This is a genomic window from Arthrobacter sp. TE12231, from assembly GCF_054062895.1.
Genome location: NZ_JBSSFS010000001.1, coordinates 1,518,033 through 1,533,973 on the forward strand (window position 1 = coordinate 1,518,033; position 15,941 = coordinate 1,533,973).

Below are 15,941 nucleotides of genomic sequence, written 5' to 3' on the forward strand. Positions count from 1 at the left end.
AGATCCACGTGGCTAGCTTTGTAGACCGGGTAGTACTGCACGTATCCGGCGGTACCGGCGGCCACGGCTGTGTCTCCGTTCACCGTGAGAAGTTCAAGCCCCTCGGCGGTCCCGACGGCGGCAACGGCGGCAATGGCGGAGACGTCATCCTGCGCGTCGACCCGCAGACCACCACGCTCCTGGACTACCACCATGCCCCCCACCGGCACGCCACCAACGGCGGTCCCGGCATGGGCGACTGGCGCGGCGGCAAGAACGGCGAGACCCTCATTCTTCCGGTTCCCGAGGGAACCGTCGTGAAGTCCAAGACCGGCGAAGTCCTCGCCGACCTCGTGGGCGAAGGCGCCGAGTACGTCGCGGCGGCCGGCGGCATCGGAGGACTCGGCAACGCCGCGCTGTCCTCGCAGAAGCGCCGCGCCCCGGGCTTCGCGCTTCTCGGCATCGAAGGCGAATCCAGCGACATCGTCCTGGAACTGAAGTCCATCGCCGACATCGCCCTGGTTGGTTTCCCGTCCGCCGGCAAGTCCAGCCTCATCGCCGCGATGTCCGCCGCGCGGCCCAAGATCGCCGACTACCCCTTCACCACCCTGATCCCCAACCTGGGCGTCGTCCAGGCCGGCGAGGTGCGCTTCACGATCGCCGACGTCCCCGGCCTGATCGAGGGCGCCAGCGAAGGCAAGGGCCTGGGCCACAACTTCCTGCGCCACGTGGAGCGCTGCGCGGCCTTGGTGCACGTGCTGGACTGCGGAACCCTCGAGGCCGACCGCGACCCGCTCTCCGACCTCGCCATCATCGAAGCCGAGCTCGAGAAGTACGCCGTGGACATGAGCTACGCCGGCACCGACGGCGAAGTGGTCCCGCTGAACCACCGCCCCCGCCTGGTGGCGCTGAACAAGGTCGACCTGCCTGACGGCAAGGACATGGCCGAGTTCGTCCGCCCGGAACTGGAATCCCGCGGTTACAAGGTCTTCGAGATCTCGGCAACGAGCCACGAGGGCCTCCGCCAGCTGGGCTTCGCCATGGCCGAAATCGTCAAGGCCGCCCGCGACGCCGTCGCCGCGACCCCGCCGAAGGTGCAGGCCCCCGTGCTGCGCCCCCGCGCCGTCAACGAATCCGGGTTCACGATCCGCCGCGAAGAAAAGAACCTCGAGCCGCTCTTCCGCGTCCTCGGCGACAAGCCCGTGCGCTGGGTTAAGCAGACCGACTTCACGAACGAGGAAGCGATCGGCTACCTCGCCGACCGCCTCGCCAAGCTCGGCGTCGAAAACGAACTCTTCAAGCAGGGCGCCACGCCGGGCGACACCGTGGTGATCGGCGAGGACGACGGCGTCGTCTTCGACTGGGAGCCGACCATGATGGCCGGCGCCGAACTGCTCGCCTCGCCGCGCGGCACCGACGTGCGCTTCGCAGACATCGGCGACCGCCCGACGCGCGGCCAGAAGCGCGACGAGCAGCAGGAGCGCCGCGACGCCAAGGCTGCCGCCCGCGCCGAGCTGGAAGCCGAGCGCAAGGCCGGTATCTGGACCGAATCCGTCAGCGGCCGCCGGGCGCGGCCGCTCAAGGAGAGTGGGCTGGGCGAAGCCGATGACGAGTAAGACCGTCGTCGGGCACCTCACGCCTCACAACCTCAAAGCGCAGACCCTCACGGCCCCCGACCGTACCGCGCTGTCCGGGGCCCGCCGGATCGTCGTTAAAGTGGGCTCGTCCTCGCTGACGTCCATCAAGGGCGGGATCTCGGAGGAGGCCCTGACCGGCCTCGCCGACGCCCTGGCGCACAAGCGCAACGCGGGCGCGGAGATCATCCTGGTCTCCTCCGGTGCGATCGCGGCCGGGCTCGCGCCGTTGGGACTTGAGAAGCGCCCGCGCGACCTCGCCACCCAGCAGGCCGCCGCCAGCGTGGGCCAGGGCCTGCTGATGGCCCGCTACACGCACGCGTTCGGGGCGCACGGGGTCACCGTCAGCCAGGTGCTTCTGACCGCTGATGACTTCATGCGGCGCAGCCAGCACACCAACGCGTTCCGCGCGCTGGACCGGCTGCTGAACCTTGGCGTCGTCCCGGTGGTCAACGAAAACGACACCGTGGCCACCCATGAGATCCGCTTCGGCGACAACGACCGCCTCGCCGCCCTGGTGGCGCACCTGGTCCGCGCCGACGCGCTGGTGCTGCTCTCCGACGTCGACTCCCTCTACGACGGCCCGCCGTCGCACGGCGCCAAGCGGATTCCGCACGTTTCCGGCCCGCATGACCTCGACGGCATCTCGATCGGCAGCACCGGAAAAGCCGGCGTGGGCACGGGCGGCATGGTCACCAAGGTCGAGGCCGCCAGCATCGCCGCGGGTTCGGGCATCCATGCCCTCGTCACCTCCACACGGAATGCGGCTGCCGCGCTGGCAGGGGAGGACGTGGGAACGTGGTTCTCCGTCAACGGCTCCCGCAAACCCATCCGGCTCCTGTGGCTGGCCCACCTGGCGTCCGTGCAGGGCACGCTGGTGCTCGACGACGGCGCGGTCAAGGCCGTCCGCGACCGCCACACCTCACTGTTGCCGGCCGGGATCGCCGCCGTGCGGGGCCATTTCGAGGCCGGCGATGCCGTGGAGATGGTCTCGACCGACAACACCGTGATTGCGCGCGGGCTCGTGAACTATTCCGCCGCCGAACTGCCCCAAATGCTGGGCCGCTCCACGCGCGAGCTGGGTAAGGCGCTGGGCCGCGGATATGACCGCGAAGTTGTTCATGTTGACGATCTGGTGCTGGTCTAGGTTCACCGCTCGCCTAAACTGGACGTATGACTGAGGCCCTGACTTCCGCCGCCCTGCCTTCTGACGACCTGCCTTCCGACGACGCGCCCGCTGAGAACACTGCCGGCACCACCGTGCCCGCCCAGGGGTTCGCCGCGGCGCCGGATCCGGCACCCGCAGGAGTCCCGGCCACAGCAGCGGACGTCGAAGCTGCCGTCCATGCGATCGCCGACCGTTCACGTAAAGCTGCCCGCAAGATGGCGCACGCAAACCGGGCGTGGAAGGACCGCGGCCTGCGCGCCATCGGCAAGGCGCTGCTGGAGCACAAGAACCAGATCCTGGCCGCCAACGCCAAGGATGTCGCGGCCGGCCGGGCCAACGGCACCGGTGCCGCCCTCCTGGACCGCCTGACCCTGAGCGATGCACGCATCACGGCCCTGGCCGCGGCACTGGAGAACCTCGCCACCCTGCCGGACCCCGTAGGGAACGTGGTGCGCGGCCAGACGCTGCCCAACGGGCTCCGCCTCCGCCAGATCAACGTGCCCATGGGTGTGGTGGCCGCGATCTACGAGGCCCGCCCCAACGTCACGGTCGATATCGCCGGCCTCGCCCTCAAGAGCGGCAACGCCGTGATCCTGCGCGGCGGTTCCGCTGCGGCTGCGACCAACGCGGCTCTCGTCACGATCCTCCGCGATGCCCTGGAATCGGTGGGCCTGCCCGCCGACGCCGTCCAGACCGTGGACCAGTACGGCCGCGACGGCGCCAACGCGCTCATGCGGGCGCGCGGCCGGGTGGACGTGCTCATTCCCCGCGGCGGGCGCGAGCTCATCCAGGCCGTGGTGACGAACTCCTCCGTGCCGGTCATCGAAACCGGTGAGGGCAACGTCCACATTTTCCTGGATGCGTCCGCCGGCGAGGAGATGTCCGTGGACATCCTCCTCAACGCCAAGACCCAGCGGCCCAGCGTCTGCAACACCGTGGAAACGCTTCTGGTGCACTCCAAGTCCACCGTCCTGCCCGCCGTCGCCGCCGCCCTGCGGGCCGCCGGCGTCACCCTCCACGTGGACCAGCGCGTCCGCGCCGCGCTGCCGGCGTCGATCGAAACCGTCCCGGCCACGGACGAAGACTGGGCCACCGAGTACATGGACCTGGACCTGGCCGTGGCCATGGTGGACAGCCTGGACGAAGCCGTCCGGCACATCCGCACATGGTCCACGGGCCACACGGAAGCGATCCTGACCAACGACCTCGCCAACGCCGAACGCTTCATCGCCGACGTCGACTCGGCGGCCGTGATCGTGAACGCCTCCACCCGCTTCACTGACGGCGGAGAGCTCGGCCTCGGCGCCGAGGTGGGGATTTCCACCCAGAAACTCCATGCCCGCGGCCCCATGGGACTGACCGAGCTGACCACCACGAAGTGGATCGTGCAGGGCGAGGGCCAGATCCGGGGCTAGCGACGCTGTAACATGGAACGGAAGACCGGGACGGCGGACACCTCCGCCGTCGTCACATTTTGAACTCACTAGGGGAGAACATGCTGTCGCAGCAGATCGCCACTTTCGTCGCCGCAGCCGGCGCATCAGCCAACGAGGAGCTCGCGCCGCTCATCGCACCGCCGTTCGTCATTGGCGGCTCCATGTTCGCCGTCCTGGTGGTCCTGCTGCTGATCACGCTGTCCTACTCCAACCTGGGCCGTCGCCACGAGGCCGTCGAGGAGCACTCGGATCCGCACCGCCAGCACCCGAACAAGCACGACCACGGCCAGGGTCACTAATATTTCCGCCACCATGAGGCAGCGCGGCGCCCAGCGCCGCCTGCGTCTGGGTGTGATGGGCGGCACGTTCGATCCCATCCATCACGGACACCTTGTCGCGGCCAGCGAGGTCGCGGCGAAGTTCGAGCTCGACGAAGTCGTGTTTGTTCCCACCGGCCAGCCCTGGCAGAAGATGGCCAAGAAAGTCAGCGAAGCCGAGCACCGGTACCTCATGACTGTCATCGCCACGGCCTCGAACCCCCGTTTCACCGTGAGCCGCGTGGACGTGGACCGCCCGGGCCCGACCTACACGATCGACACCCTGCGCGACCTCCGCACGCTGCGCCCCGATGCCGATCTCTTCTTCATCACCGGTGCGGACGCGCTGGCCCAGATTTTGTCGTGGAAAGACATCGATGAACTCTGGTCCCTCGCGCATTTCGTGGGCGTAACCCGTCCCGGACACGTCCTGGACGGCATGGGCCGCAAGGACGTCAGCCTCCTCGAGGTTCCGGCCATGGCCATTTCCTCCACGGATTGCCGCACCCGGGTGGCCGAAGGAAATCCCGTCTGGTACCTCGTGCCGGACGGGGTGGTCCAATACATCGCAAAGTATGGCCTGTATGACGCTCCCCGCGAGGCGGTCCGCCTCGACAGCCGACACGCCGGGACCAGCAACGCCGGAACCAACAACATCGGGACTAACAATGCCGGAAACGACGCGGCAGGGCTTGACCCGGCACAGCATGATTCAGCCCTCGAGATAACCCAACCAGCCAGCACTGAATGAGTTTGCCATGAGTCAGGAACAGCCTCCCATCCGCAGCCGCCGCGAACTTCGGCAGGCCAGAGATGAACGCCTGGACACCGCGGCACCGGACGAGCCGACAGAGGCCGAAACCACCGGCCGCATCCGCCGGGTAGCCGACGCTCCCGTGGACTCTGTGGGCGCCGGCGAGGAGCGGTCCTCCCAGGTCCGCGCCCGGGACCGTGCCGCGCTGCGCACCATCAAGGAACTCGCTGAAAAGGAAGGCCACCTCGCCGGGGGCGGACCGCCCACGCGACGCCAGCTGCGGCTCCTGCAGCTGGCCGCCGAAACCGCCCCGGCCACCCAGGCCAACACCATTGTCCCGGCCTCACCGCGGACCCGGGCCACTCCGGTGGTTTCCCCGTCCGGCAAGGATGCTGCTCAGAAGGACGCCGCCCAGCAGAAGGACGCCGCCCCTAAGGGCGCCGGCGGCAAGACGCCCGACGGCATGACTGTGGAGCAGGCGCTGGCCGCGCGCGAGCTCCTCGCGGCGCAGGCCCTGAACCAGATGGCGAAGATGGAGCACATCACGGCCACGGATCCCGACGCCGTCGATCCGGCCGTTCTGGCCGAGCAGATCGCCTTGGCCGAACGCGTCGCGATCCTTAACCGCCGTGCCGCCGCCAAGCAGAAGCTCGCAGAACAAAACAGCCAGCCCGCGGCGCCTCGCAACGATCCCACCACGGCCAACAATCTGGCCATGGTCACACCTTTGGAATTCGAGAAGGTTCCCGGCGTGGAGCGGCCCGTCATGAAGCGCCCTGCCACGTCGTATGTTCCGGTGGTCACCAACCCGGGTCCCCGGGTGGACGCACCACGGAAACCCGGCCTCCGGCGCCCCGGACTGTCCCGCCAGCGGGCCGCCAGTCCTGCCGCCGGCCGGGCAGGCGTGCTGGCCCGGGCGGAAGCAGCCGCCAAGGCAGGAACCGTCAAGCCATCAGCCGCGGCTGCGAATGCTGCGGGGGAGACCGACGAGAGCCTGGTGGGCGGGGAGCCCGTGGCCGCGAACGCCGCCTATGGCCTGGATCCCCTGGATGCGGCGACCGCGGGACTGGGCCGGGCCCGGCGCCTCCGCATGATCCAGCTTGGCGTCCTGGCCCTGGGGATCGTCGCGCTCATCGCCGGCATCACGCTGATTGTCACCGGGCTGGCCCACTAGGAGCCGGTGCCGTTCGCGCGAGGCCGTCAGCGCAGGGGAGCGTTCCAGCCACGAGGCCCGTTGTCCGCGGCAGCGTTCGAATGCAGCCTCCACCACCGGCGCTTCCTCAGCCCGGATTTTTCAGTTCAGCTTTTGACTACAAAGTTTCATCACAAGAATTTTCATCACTACAAGGAGTCCCGTGACTGCAACCGATTCATCCATCACCACCGCCCGCCACGCAGCCCGCGCTGCCTCGGAGAAGCTTGCCGAGGACATCGTGGCCCTGGACGTCAGCGAACGGCTCGCCCTGGCCGACGTTTTCCTCATCGCCTCGGCACCCAGCGAACGCCAGGTCAACGCGATCGTGGACGGCATTGAGGACGAGCTCGCCAAGTTTGACCAGAAGCCCGTCCGCCGCGAAGGCCGCTCCGGCGGGCGCTGGGTGCTGCTGGACTACTCGAACGTCGTCATCCACGTCCAGCACGAGGAAGACCGCGTCTTCTACGCCCTCGAACGCCTCTGGAAGGACTGCCCCGTCGTCGACCTCCAGCTCGGCGACGACGCGTCCGCCAAGGCCACCGCAGCCACCGACGCCGAGTAGCAACCCCGCGCACCGGCCAGGCCGCCGGAAGCTCAACAGAGCCGAATATGCCCGATTTGGAATTTTCGGAAGGGCTGTTCTAAGATATTTGAGTTGCTTCGGAGAGATCCGGACAAAGAAACCGGAACTTTACACCTCGGTAGAGGTGGTCGGAGCAGCGAAAATTCGGGGCTGTGGCGCAGCTGGTAGCGCACCTGCATGGCATGCAGGGGGTCAGGGGTTCGAGTCCCCTCAGCTCCACCGGAGAATCCGCCGGAATCGAAAGATTCCGGCGGATTTTTTTATGCCTCCGGGCAGAAATATGACGGTTCAGCGCGCCAATTGGCGCGGACGGCGATTGTGGTTTAGGCTATTCAGGTTGCTTCAGCGAGGACGGAACTTGCGAAGCAAATGAGGGGCTGTGGCGCAGCTGGTAGCGCACCTGCATGGCATGCAGGGGGTCAGGGGTTCGAGTCCCCTCAGCTCCACCAACTAAGGGAATCACCGGAAACGGTGGTTCCCTTTCTTGTACCCGTTTTACCCCCGATAGCTTCAAAGCCCGTAGCGGCCGTATCCGTCAAGACCGTCTCATGAACGCTCGTCACATACCGTCATTTAGGGTCTCCACCCCGGGCCGGTCCTTGCTATCGTCGCTAGGAGACGGCCGCCCCGCAGCTTAGCTGGAAGGCCTTTTCCGGCTCCACGACGAAGGACCATCATGAAGCGCACACGACTTTCCGTAATTGGCCTCATTGCCGCAGCAGGACTCGCCCTGGCGGGGTGCGGGTCGGCGTCCACAGCCCCGTCCAGCTCGGCGCCGGCGGCCGGCGCAGACACCTCCTTGAGTGACGTCAAGAGCGCCGGCGTGCTCAAGGTCGGCACGGAAGGCACTTACAAGCCGTTCACGTTCCACGCCAACGGCAGCGGCGAACTGACCGGCTATGACGTGGAGATCATCAACGCCGTCGCCGACAAGCTGGGCGTCAAGCCGGCCTTCCAGGAAACGCAGTTCGACGCCATCTTCGCCGGCCTCGACGCCAAACGGTTCGACGTCGTCGCGAACCAGATTTCCATCACGGACGAACGCAAGGCGAAGTACGACTTCTCCACTCCCTACACGGTGAGCACGGGCGTCATTGTCACCAAGGCCGACAACAACAGCATTACGTCCTTCGACAGCCTGCAGGGCAAGACGACGGCGCAGTCCCTGACGAGCAACTGGTACAAGCTGGCGCAGCAGAGCGGCGCGAACGTCGAGGCCGTGGAGGGGTGGGCGCAGGCGATCACGCTGCTCAAGCAGGGCCGTGTCGATGCCACCATCAATGACAAACTGACGTACCTCGACTCCCAGAAGACGTCCCACGACGACACCATCAAGATTGCCGCTGAAACCACGGACAAGTCGCTGAGCGCCTTCGCCCTGCGCAAGGGATCAACCAGCCTGACCGACGCCATCAACAAGGCCCTCGGCGAGCTCGCGGCCGATGGCACGCTGGCGAAGATTTCCCAGAAGTACTTCGACGCCGACGTCTCGAAGTAACGCAATGGCAGCCGTTGAGGAAGGCCGCGTCCGGGCATGAATATCAATTGGGACCTCGTATGGTCATCGCTGGGCCCCCTCCTGACGGGTGCGATCGCCGGCACTATTCCGCTGGCGCTGGCGTCGTTCAGCCTGGGCCTCCTGTTGGCCCTGCTGGTAGCCCTCATGCGGCTGAGCCGCAATCGCGTAGTCTCCGCGGTCGCCAGGATCTACATCTCCGTCATCCGCGGGACCCCGCTCCTGGTCCAGCTGTTTGTCATTTTCTACGGGCTCCCGTCCGTCGGAATTACCATCAGTCCTTGGCCGAGTGCGATCATCGCGTTCTCCCTGAACGTGGGCGGCTATGCGGCGGAGGTTATCCGGGCGGCCATCCTGTCCGTTCCCAAGGGACAGTGGGAGGCGGGCCACACTATCGGGATGTCGCGGCACCAGACCTTGGTGCGGATCATCCTGCCGCAGGCTGCCCGGGTCTCGGTCCCGCCGCTGTCCAACACCTTCATCAGCCTGGTCAAAGACACATCGCTGGCGTCGCTGATCCTCGTCACCGAACTGTTCCGCGTCGCGCAGCAGGTGGCGGCCTTCAGCCAGGAGTTCATGCTGCTTTATCTGGAGGCGGCCGTGATCTACTGGATCATCTGCCTCGTCCTGGCCAGCGGACAATCCGCACTGGAGAAGAGATTGGACCGCTATGTCGCCCACTGAATCCCCGCTTCCGGGAGACGTCGTTGTCCCGGATAGCGCCCTGCTGACCGTCAGAGGTCTGCGCAAGTCGTTTGGCGACCACGAAGTGCTGAAGTCCATCGATCTGGACGTCCGCCGCGGTGAAGTCGTCACGTTGATCGGACCGTCCGGGTCGGGCAAGACGACTGTCCTGCGCTGCCTCAACGGCCTTGAAGTGCCCGACGCCGGTGTCGCGGAGTTCGCCGGACAACTGACCGTCGACTTCTCCACGCCGATGGCGAAAAAGCAGGTCTACGGGCTCAGGGACCGCAGCGCCATGGTCTTCCAGCACTACAACCTCTTCCCGCACAAGACCGTTCTCGAGAACGTGATCGAAGGCCCGGTCCAGGTGCAGAAGCGGCCCAAGGCCGAGGCGGTTCAGGAAGCCCGCGACCTCCTGGCCCGCGTCGGACTGGCCGGCAAGGAGAACAGCTATCCGTTTGAGCTCTCCGGCGGCCAGCAGCAGCGCGTGGGCATTGTGCGTGCGCTCGCCCTGCGCCCGCAGCTGTTGCTCTTCGACGAGCCGACGTCGGCCCTGGACCCGGAGCTGGTCGGCGAAGTCCTGGCCGTCATCAAAGAACTGGCGGAAGAAGGCTGGACCATGGTCGTGGTCACCCACGAGCTCGCGTTCGCCCGTCAGGTGGCCGACGAGGTCATCTTCATGGACGGCGGGGTCGTGGTTGAACGCGGCCACCCGGACACCGTGCTGCGCAACCCGCGGGAGGAACGCACGCGGCAGTTCGTGGACCGGCTGCTGAACCCGTTCTAAGGCAGCGCTCCCGGGGGAGACCAAAGAGCCGGCCAAAAGAGCCGGCTGAAAGAGCGGACCGAAAGAGCCGACTAAACTTAGGGACGTGAACGACTCCCTGCCCCCGTGCCCCGAATGCTCCAGCGAATACACCTACGAGATGGGGGCGCTCCTGGTTTGCCCGGAGTGCGCGCACGAATGGTCCGCGTCCGCGGAGACTGACACGGACGCCGAAACCCCTGCTGAGGCCGTCATCAAGGACGCCGTCGGCAACGTCCTCGCCGACGGCGACACCGTCACGGTGGTCAAGGACCTCAAGATCAAGGGCAGCTCCACGGTCATCAAGGTCGGCACCAAGGTCCGCGGCATCCGCCTCGTGAACGGCGTCGGCGACCACGACATCGACTGCAAGGTGGACGGTGTGGGCCCCATGCAACTCAAGTCCAGCGTCGTCAAAAAGATCTGACCGGGGGCGGGACCATTACCCCTGGGACGGTGCGCCCGGCCGACGTCGTCGTCATCGGCGCCGGCCAGGCCGGGCTGTCGGCGGCGTACCACCTGCAGCGTCGCGGCTTCGTCGCGGCTGCCTCCAGCCCGGGCTCTGCCCGCGGCGGAACCGGCGTGCCTGCGGCGGATGCCCGGCCCGCCGGGACGTACATCGTGCTCGACGCCGAGGACGGCCCCGGCGGGGCCTGGCGCCACCGCTGGAAGAGCCTTCTCATGGCCACGGTCAACGGCATCAGCGACCTTCCGGGCCTCTCGCAGCCCGACGTCGATCCTGCCGAGGCCAGTTCCAGTTTCCTCACCCGCTATTTCGGCGGGTACGAACACGACCTCGGCCTCGCGATCGAGCGGCCCGTGAAAGTGCAGTCGGTGAGCCGGGAGGACACGGATCCCGCCGGGCGGCTGACCATCACCACCTCCCGGGGCACGTGGTCCGCCCGCGCCGTCATCAACGCCACCGGCACCTGGACCCGGCCGTTCTGGCCCATCTACCCGGGCCAGGCCAGCTTCCGCGGCCGCCAACTGCACGTCGCGGACTACGTCTCCGCCGACGAATTCCGTGGCCGGCATGTCATTGTGGTCGGCGGCGGGATTTCGGCCGTCGGTCTCCTCGACGAAATCTCCCGGGTCACCGGCACCACCTGGTTCACCCGCCGGAAACCGGTGTGGCGCGAGGCGGCGTTCGACCGGCAGGCCGGGCACGACGCCGTCGCCCGCGTGGACGAGCGGGTGCGCCAAGGCCTGCCGCCGCAGAGCGTGGTCTCCGTGACGGGCCTGATCTGGACGCCGGCCCTGCGCGCGGCCGCGGCGCGCGGCGTCCTGGACCGGCACCCCATGTTCACCGCAATCGAGCCCGACGGCGTCCGGATGGCCGACGGCAGCTTCCTGACCGCCGACGTCATCCTGTGGGCCACCGGATTCCGGGCCGAACTTGAACACCTCGCCCCGCTGCACCTGCGCGGACCAGGCGGCGGCATCGCGATGGACGGCACCCGGGTCGCGGCCGAGCCCCGGGTCCATCTGGTCGGCTACGGTCCGTCCTCATCCACCATCGGCGCCAACCGTGCCGGCCGGGCCGCCGTCGCCGGGATCGTCACCCTGCTGGCCGGTTCGGGATAACGTGGAAGCTCATGACCCAAGACCGAGAAGAAACGGCGGCACAACGCGCGTGGCGGACACCAACTTCGACTCCCTCTTTGCCCGGCTGAGACGATTCCCGGATGTCGAGGCCGCCAACCTGCAGGCCTGGGACGCCACGGACAGGCTCCTGCTGGACACTGTCCGTGAGATGCAGGCGGCCGGTTTGCTGCAGCCCGGGGGACGGCTTGCGGTTGTGGGGGACCGGTACGGTGCCCTGACCCTGGGTGCCCTGACGCTGGACTCCGTGGGGACGGTGGCGCCAGCCGTCCGCGTCCATCAGGACCTCATCACCGGTGAGCGGGCGCTGCGGGCCAACGCCGGGGCGCTGGACCTCGATACCGGTTTTGAACAGCTCCCGCTGGGCGAACGGCTCCTGGAGGGCGCCTCGCTCGTCGTGCTGCAGTTGCCCCGGTCCCTGGCCGAACTGGAGGAAATCGCCGACGCCGTCGCCCGCTACGCGGCGCCCGACGTCGTGCTCCTGGCAGGCGGGCGCGTCAAGCACATGAGCCTGGGCATGAACGCGGTGCTGGCGCGCTACTTCGATGACGTCCAGCCCCAGCTGGCCCGGCAGAAGTCACGGCTCTTGCTGGCCCGGCGCCCCAAGCCGGTCGCGGACGCCCCGCCGTTCCCGGTCACCGAGGTGAACGAGGAACTCGGGCTGACGGTCTGTGCCCGGGGCGCCGTCTTCGCCGGCACGGGGCTGGATATCGGAACCCGGTTCCTGCTGGACTTCCTGCCCCGGATGCCGCACGCCGCCCATGCGGTGGACCTGGGCTGCGGCACCGGAATCCTCGCCGCGATGTACGCCCGCGCCAACCCCGGCGCCCGCGTCACCGCCACGGACCGGTCCGCGGCCGCCGTCGACTCCGCCCTCGCCACGGCCCGCGCCAACGGCCTGGAGGACCGGATCGATGTGCTCCAGGACGACGCGATGAGCTCCCTGCCGGCGGGCAGCGCGGACCTGATCCTGCTCAACCCGCCCTTCCATCTGGAGGCGGCCGTCCACTCCGGCGCCGGGATCAAGCTGATCGAAGCGGCCGGCACGGTGCTCGCCCCCGGCGGGGAGCTCTGGACCGTGTTCAACAGCCACCTGCACTACCGGCCGGCACTCGAACGGCTGATCGGTCCGACACGCGAGGTCGGCAGGAATCCAAAGTTCACCGTGACGGCCAGCACCCGCCGGCCGTGAAGGTGAAACATTGTGTCCGAAAGGCGGATGTGTGGGCGCACGCCTGCACTTAACGTACGATTCTGACAACTGCTGTAGATAACTGTTGTATTGGGCCAATGACGTTTTGAGGTATCAGTGACCGAGATCCGGCAACCTTCGTCGAGGCGAGGGACCAACCTCCCCAAGATGGGTGATTTCAACCTCACGGTTATCCTGGACGCCATCCGGCGCGCGCCGGGCGGCATGAGCCGTGTGGAGCTGGCCCAGATCGTCGGACTGTCGCCGCAGACCATCTCCAATATTTCCCGGCGGCTGCTGGACCAGCACCTGATCGTCGAGGCCGGCAAAGAAGGCACCGGCCCGGGCAAGCCGCGGACCATGCTCCGGTTGAATCCCGCCGGGATGTACGCCGTGGGCGTCCACCTGGACCCGGCCGTGGTCACCTTCGTCCTGCTGGACCTGCTCGGCGCCGTCGTCAGGCATTCCCGGATCGCCACCCCGCCCGGCAGCGATCCCCGGGCGGTCATTGACACCATCGCCGCCGAAATCAACGGCCTCATCACCGAATCCGGCGTGGACCCGGCCCGGATCGCCGGACTGGGGATTGCCTCCCCGGGCCCCATCGACCTCAACGACGGCGCGGTGGTGGACCCGCCCCTGCTGCCCGGCTGGGACAACGTCCGGCTCCGGGACGCCCTCGCCGAAGCCACCGGCCTGTCCACCCTGATGGACAAGGACGTCACCAGCGCAGCCGTGGCAGAAACCTGGGCCGGCGGCCCGAGCGGCGAGGGCAGCTTCATCTTCATGTACATGGGGACCGGGATCGGGTGCGGGATCGTCCTCAATGACGAAGTCGTCCGCGGAACCTCGGGCAACGCCGGGGAAATCGGGCACATCGTCGTGGACTCGGACGGCGCCCTCTGCGATTGCGGGCAGCGTGGCTGCGTGAAGGTCTCCGCCATTCCGCAGGTCCTCGTGGCGCAGGCCGAGGCGGCCGGAGTGCTGGACGGTTCGCGCGAGGACCGGAGTGCGCCGGCGGTCCAGGAGCAGTTCGCCCAGTTGTGCGAACTCGCCTACGGCGGAAACCAACAAGCCATGGACATCATCGCCGGCTCCGCTGTCCTCGTGGCCCGGGCAGTCTCGGTCGTCACGAATGCCCTGGACGTGGACCGCGTGGTGTTCGGCGGTCCGTTCTGGGCGTGCCTGTCGGCGGCCTATCTGGAACAGATTCCCGGACTCGTCGAGGCTAACAGCGCCACCCGGAAGATCCACGGCATTGAGGTCGTGGGCACGGGCGTGGGGGACGACGTCGGCGCCGTCGGGGCAGCCTGCCTGGTGCTGGAGCACACCCTGGCGCCCCGCTCGCAACGGCTCCTCCTGGAGGGCTGACGCCCTCGGGGCTGAGCGCCGGCGTGCCGGCCAGGCTTCAGTCGATATCCTCGATAACTGTCCCGAACGGGATGGTCTCGTCCAGATGCGCCTGGTGGCCGGTCGGGCCGCGGTTGTAGGACACCCGCACCCCGTGCGTCTTTTCCGCGGCCGACTGCATGAGGACGGGGCGGACGGTGTTGATGAAGCTCTCGCTCTTGCCGGCGAGATACTCCTGGTAGCTGGCTGGTAGCTGAATCATGGCAAAAGGATAGTCCTGAGCAGGGTCGATGGGGAGGGCCGCAGGACAGGGCCGCGCAGCAACGGAATCAGCCTCTCCGGCGAACTTTATTCTGCCCAGCCCGGAAATTAGCCGTAAAGGTGCGTCTTAATTCGGACGCCGACTTGAAGCGGGTCGTGCCGGGCCCTTAGAGTTCTATACAAGTTACCTCAGTAACGTGTCAGCGATCCTCCGCTGAAGGCCGGCCCTGGAAAAATTTCACGGGCAGCCCAGGAGGGTGTGGGTGCCCCCATGTGGGCCTGACATTTGCTCACGGACAGCTTCGTATCAGGCGTACCAGTCGCGACTGCGCCCTGCAGAAGTTTCCTCCGTGTTCCCCAAACTCATTCATTGGCGGCAGGACCCTTTTCAGGGCACTTCCGGCAGTGTTCACAGCCAAGGACGCAAATGTCACCACCTAGCCCTATTGACCCCCATCCGAATCTGGCCGGCCCGGCTCCCGTCGCGCTGTCCTATGAGCTGTTCCCGCCGCGGTCGGCCGCGGCCGCCGAATCGCTCTGGACCACCATCGGGGAACTCGAAGCCACGGACCCGGACTACGTTTCGGTAACGTACGGCGCCAGCGGCTCCAACCGCAGCACCGCCGTCGAGCTCATCAACCGGCTCGTGCAGGAAACCACGCTGCGGCCCCTGGCCCACCTGACCTGCGTGGGGAACTCCCCGGAGGAACTGGCGGAGATTATCGGCGAACTGCTCGACGTCGGGGTCCGCGGCATTCTTGCCCTGCGCGGCGACCAGCCGAAGGACGGGGCAACCCCGCCACCGGGATCACTCCGGTACGCCCAGGACCTGATCGAACTCATCCGCCGCGTGGAGCAGCGCCGGTCGGCGCTGCTGTGCGCCGGAAAAGTCGCGGTCGGCGTCGCCGCCTACCCGACCCGGCACCCGGAATCCCCGAGTGAGGCGCACGACGTCGAGGTCCTACTGGCCAAGCAGCGCTCCGGCGCCGACTTCGCCATCACCCAGGTCTTCTTCCACGCCGAGCAGTACGCGGACCTCCTGACCCGGGCACGCCGGGCCGGGGTGACGATCCCGATCATTCCCGGCGTCATGCCGCTGATCAGCCTTCGCCGGCTCGCCCGCCTCGGCGAATTGACCGGAGTGGAACCGGCGCCGGAACTCATCGAACGCCTCGCCGCTGCCGATACCGACGCCGAACGCACCCGGATCGGCGTCAGCGCCACGGTGGACCTCGCCAATGCCGCCCTGGACGCCGGAGCACCCGGCATCCACCTCTACACGTTCAACGAGCACGCCGCCGCCCTGGACGTGCTGGACAAACTCGCACTGCCCCGGCCGCGAAGCGGCAACCGCCAGGGGGGAAACCGGCACAGCGGCGGACGCATCAACGCGTCCCGGCGTGCCGCCGCCCGCCAGCTCGCCAGCTGACCACCCCTACTTCGTCATCTCAACGACCACTTCAAG

General features: G+C 67.6%; 16 protein-coding genes and 2 tRNA genes. 17 read left to right on the top strand and 1 reads right to left on the bottom strand.

Annotation, left to right across the window (positions count from 1 at the left end):
• Positions 1–8: 8 nt before the first annotated feature.
• From obgE to ACVWYS_RS06985, 16 genes are all read left to right on the top strand, one after another.
• Entirely contained in the window at positions 9–1,595 is a 1,587-nt protein-coding gene (obgE, locus tag ACVWYS_RS06910; protein WP_456509521.1) for a GTPase ObgE, read from the top strand.
• Positions 1,585–2,760: a glutamate 5-kinase gene (gene proB / locus ACVWYS_RS06915; protein WP_456509522.1), complete on the top strand. Its 1,176-nt coding sequence runs from the start codon at positions 1,585–1,587 to the stop codon at positions 2,758–2,760. The genes obgE and proB overlap by 11 nt, the downstream gene beginning before the upstream one ends.
• Positions 2,761–2,786: 26 nt before the next feature.
• The gene (locus ACVWYS_RS06920; RefSeq protein WP_456509523.1) at positions 2,787–4,196 is read left to right on the top strand and encodes a glutamate-5-semialdehyde dehydrogenase; all 1,410 of its coding nucleotides are present in this window, start codon (positions 2,787–2,789) and stop codon (positions 4,194–4,196) included.
• 80 nt (positions 4,197–4,276) lie between these two features.
• Positions 4,277–4,516 (top strand): hypothetical protein, encoded by a 240-nt coding sequence (locus tag ACVWYS_RS06925; RefSeq protein ID WP_091253668.1) that lies wholly within the window; start codon positions 4,277–4,279, stop codon positions 4,514–4,516.
• A 13-nt stretch (positions 4,517–4,529) separates the two neighbouring features.
• Complete coding sequence (gene nadD / locus ACVWYS_RS06930) at positions 4,530–5,285, top strand: nicotinate-nucleotide adenylyltransferase (RefSeq protein WP_344366197.1); 756 nt, start codon at positions 4,530–4,532, stop codon at positions 5,283–5,285.
• A 7-nt stretch (positions 5,286–5,292) separates the two neighbouring features.
• Positions 5,293–6,462, top strand: coding sequence for a hypothetical protein (locus ACVWYS_RS06935; protein WP_456509524.1), 1,170 nt, complete (start codon positions 5,293–5,295; stop codon positions 6,460–6,462).
• 181 nt (positions 6,463–6,643) lie between these two features.
• Positions 6,644–7,045 (top strand): ribosome silencing factor, encoded by a 402-nt coding sequence (gene rsfS / locus ACVWYS_RS06940; RefSeq protein ID WP_091253659.1) that lies wholly within the window; start codon positions 6,644–6,646, stop codon positions 7,043–7,045.
• 167 nt (positions 7,046–7,212) lie between these two features.
• A tRNA-Ala gene (locus ACVWYS_RS06945) sits at positions 7,213–7,285 on the top strand.
• A gap of 154 nt (positions 7,286–7,439) precedes the next feature.
• Positions 7,440–7,515 (top strand) — tRNA-Ala (locus tag ACVWYS_RS06950).
• 227 nt (positions 7,516–7,742) lie between these two features.
• The gene (locus tag ACVWYS_RS06955) at positions 7,743–8,564 is read left to right on the top strand and encodes an amino acid ABC transporter substrate-binding protein (RefSeq protein WP_344366189.1); all 822 of its coding nucleotides are present in this window, start codon (positions 7,743–7,745) and stop codon (positions 8,562–8,564) included.
• A gap of 36 nt (positions 8,565–8,600) precedes the next feature.
• Positions 8,601–9,266, top strand: coding sequence for an amino acid ABC transporter permease (locus ACVWYS_RS06960; protein WP_456509525.1), 666 nt, complete (start codon positions 8,601–8,603; stop codon positions 9,264–9,266).
• Positions 9,253–10,053, top strand: a complete 801-nt coding sequence (locus tag ACVWYS_RS06965) for an amino acid ABC transporter ATP-binding protein (RefSeq protein ID WP_456509526.1) — start codon at positions 9,253–9,255, stop codon at positions 10,051–10,053. The genes ACVWYS_RS06960 and ACVWYS_RS06965 overlap by 14 nt, the downstream gene beginning before the upstream one ends.
• 85 nt (positions 10,054–10,138) lie before the next feature.
• Positions 10,139–10,498 (top strand): zinc ribbon domain-containing protein YjdM, encoded by a 360-nt coding sequence (locus ACVWYS_RS06970; RefSeq protein ID WP_091253650.1) that lies wholly within the window; start codon positions 10,139–10,141, stop codon positions 10,496–10,498.
• Between the two features lie 29 nt (positions 10,499–10,527).
• The gene (locus ACVWYS_RS06975; protein WP_456509527.1) at positions 10,528–11,655 is read left to right on the top strand and encodes an NAD(P)-binding domain-containing protein; all 1,128 of its coding nucleotides are present in this window, start codon (positions 10,528–10,530) and stop codon (positions 11,653–11,655) included.
• A gap of 49 nt (positions 11,656–11,704) precedes the next feature.
• Positions 11,705–12,865 (top strand): class I SAM-dependent methyltransferase, encoded by a 1,161-nt coding sequence (locus ACVWYS_RS06980; protein WP_456509528.1) that lies wholly within the window; start codon positions 11,705–11,707, stop codon positions 12,863–12,865.
• A 168-nt stretch (positions 12,866–13,033) separates the two neighbouring features.
• Positions 13,034–14,236 carry an ROK family transcriptional regulator gene (locus tag ACVWYS_RS06985; RefSeq protein WP_456509529.1) on the top strand — a complete coding sequence of 401 codons (1,203 nt, stop codon included), beginning with the start codon at positions 13,034–13,036 and terminating at the stop codon, positions 14,234–14,236.
• 37 nt (positions 14,237–14,273) lie between these two features.
• Here ACVWYS_RS06985 and ACVWYS_RS06990 read toward each other — a convergent pair whose 3' ends face one another.
• Entirely contained in the window at positions 14,274–14,477 is a 204-nt protein-coding gene (locus ACVWYS_RS06990) for a hypothetical protein (RefSeq protein WP_091253639.1), read from the bottom strand.
• Positions 14,478–14,903: 426 nt separating this feature from the next.
• Between ACVWYS_RS06990 and ACVWYS_RS06995 the strand changes: the two genes are divergently transcribed.
• Complete coding sequence (locus ACVWYS_RS06995) at positions 14,904–15,905, top strand: methylenetetrahydrofolate reductase (protein WP_456509530.1); 1,002 nt, start codon at positions 14,904–14,906, stop codon at positions 15,903–15,905.
• Positions 15,906–15,941: the final 36 nt, after the last annotated feature.

What these genes read in the sequence shown, in the direction of transcription:
- ACVWYS_RS06960 (WP_456509525.1), top strand. Translation starts at nt 8,601, where the DNA reads ATGAATATCAATTGGGACCTCGTATGGTCATCGCTGGGCCCCCTCCTG.
- nadD (WP_344366197.1), top strand. Translation starts at nt 4,530, where the DNA reads ATGAGGCAGCGCGGCGCCCAGCGCCGCCTGCGTCTGGGTGTGATGGGC.
- ACVWYS_RS06955 (WP_344366189.1), top strand. Translation starts at nt 7,743, where the DNA reads ATGAAGCGCACACGACTTTCCGTAATTGGCCTCATTGCCGCAGCAGGA.
- ACVWYS_RS06965 (WP_456509526.1), top strand. Translation starts at nt 9,253, where the DNA reads ATGTCGCCCACTGAATCCCCGCTTCCGGGAGACGTCGTTGTCCCGGAT.
- ACVWYS_RS06925 (WP_091253668.1), top strand. Translation starts at nt 4,277, where the DNA reads ATGCTGTCGCAGCAGATCGCCACTTTCGTCGCCGCAGCCGGCGCATCA.
- ACVWYS_RS06935 (WP_456509524.1), top strand. Translation starts at nt 5,293, where the DNA reads ATGAGTCAGGAACAGCCTCCCATCCGCAGCCGCCGCGAACTTCGGCAG.
- proB (WP_456509522.1), top strand. Translation starts at nt 1,585, where the DNA reads ATGACGAGTAAGACCGTCGTCGGGCACCTCACGCCTCACAACCTCAAA.
- ACVWYS_RS06920 (WP_456509523.1), top strand. Translation starts at nt 2,787, where the DNA reads ATGACTGAGGCCCTGACTTCCGCCGCCCTGCCTTCTGACGACCTGCCT.
- ACVWYS_RS06990 (WP_091253639.1), bottom strand. Translation starts at nt 14,477, where the DNA reads ATGATTCAGCTACCAGCCAGCTACCAGGAGTATCTCGCCGGCAAGAGC.
- ACVWYS_RS06995 (WP_456509530.1), top strand. Translation starts at nt 14,904, where the DNA reads ATGTCACCACCTAGCCCTATTGACCCCCATCCGAATCTGGCCGGCCCG.
- ACVWYS_RS06985 (WP_456509529.1), top strand. Translation starts at nt 13,034, where the DNA reads ATGGGTGATTTCAACCTCACGGTTATCCTGGACGCCATCCGGCGCGCG.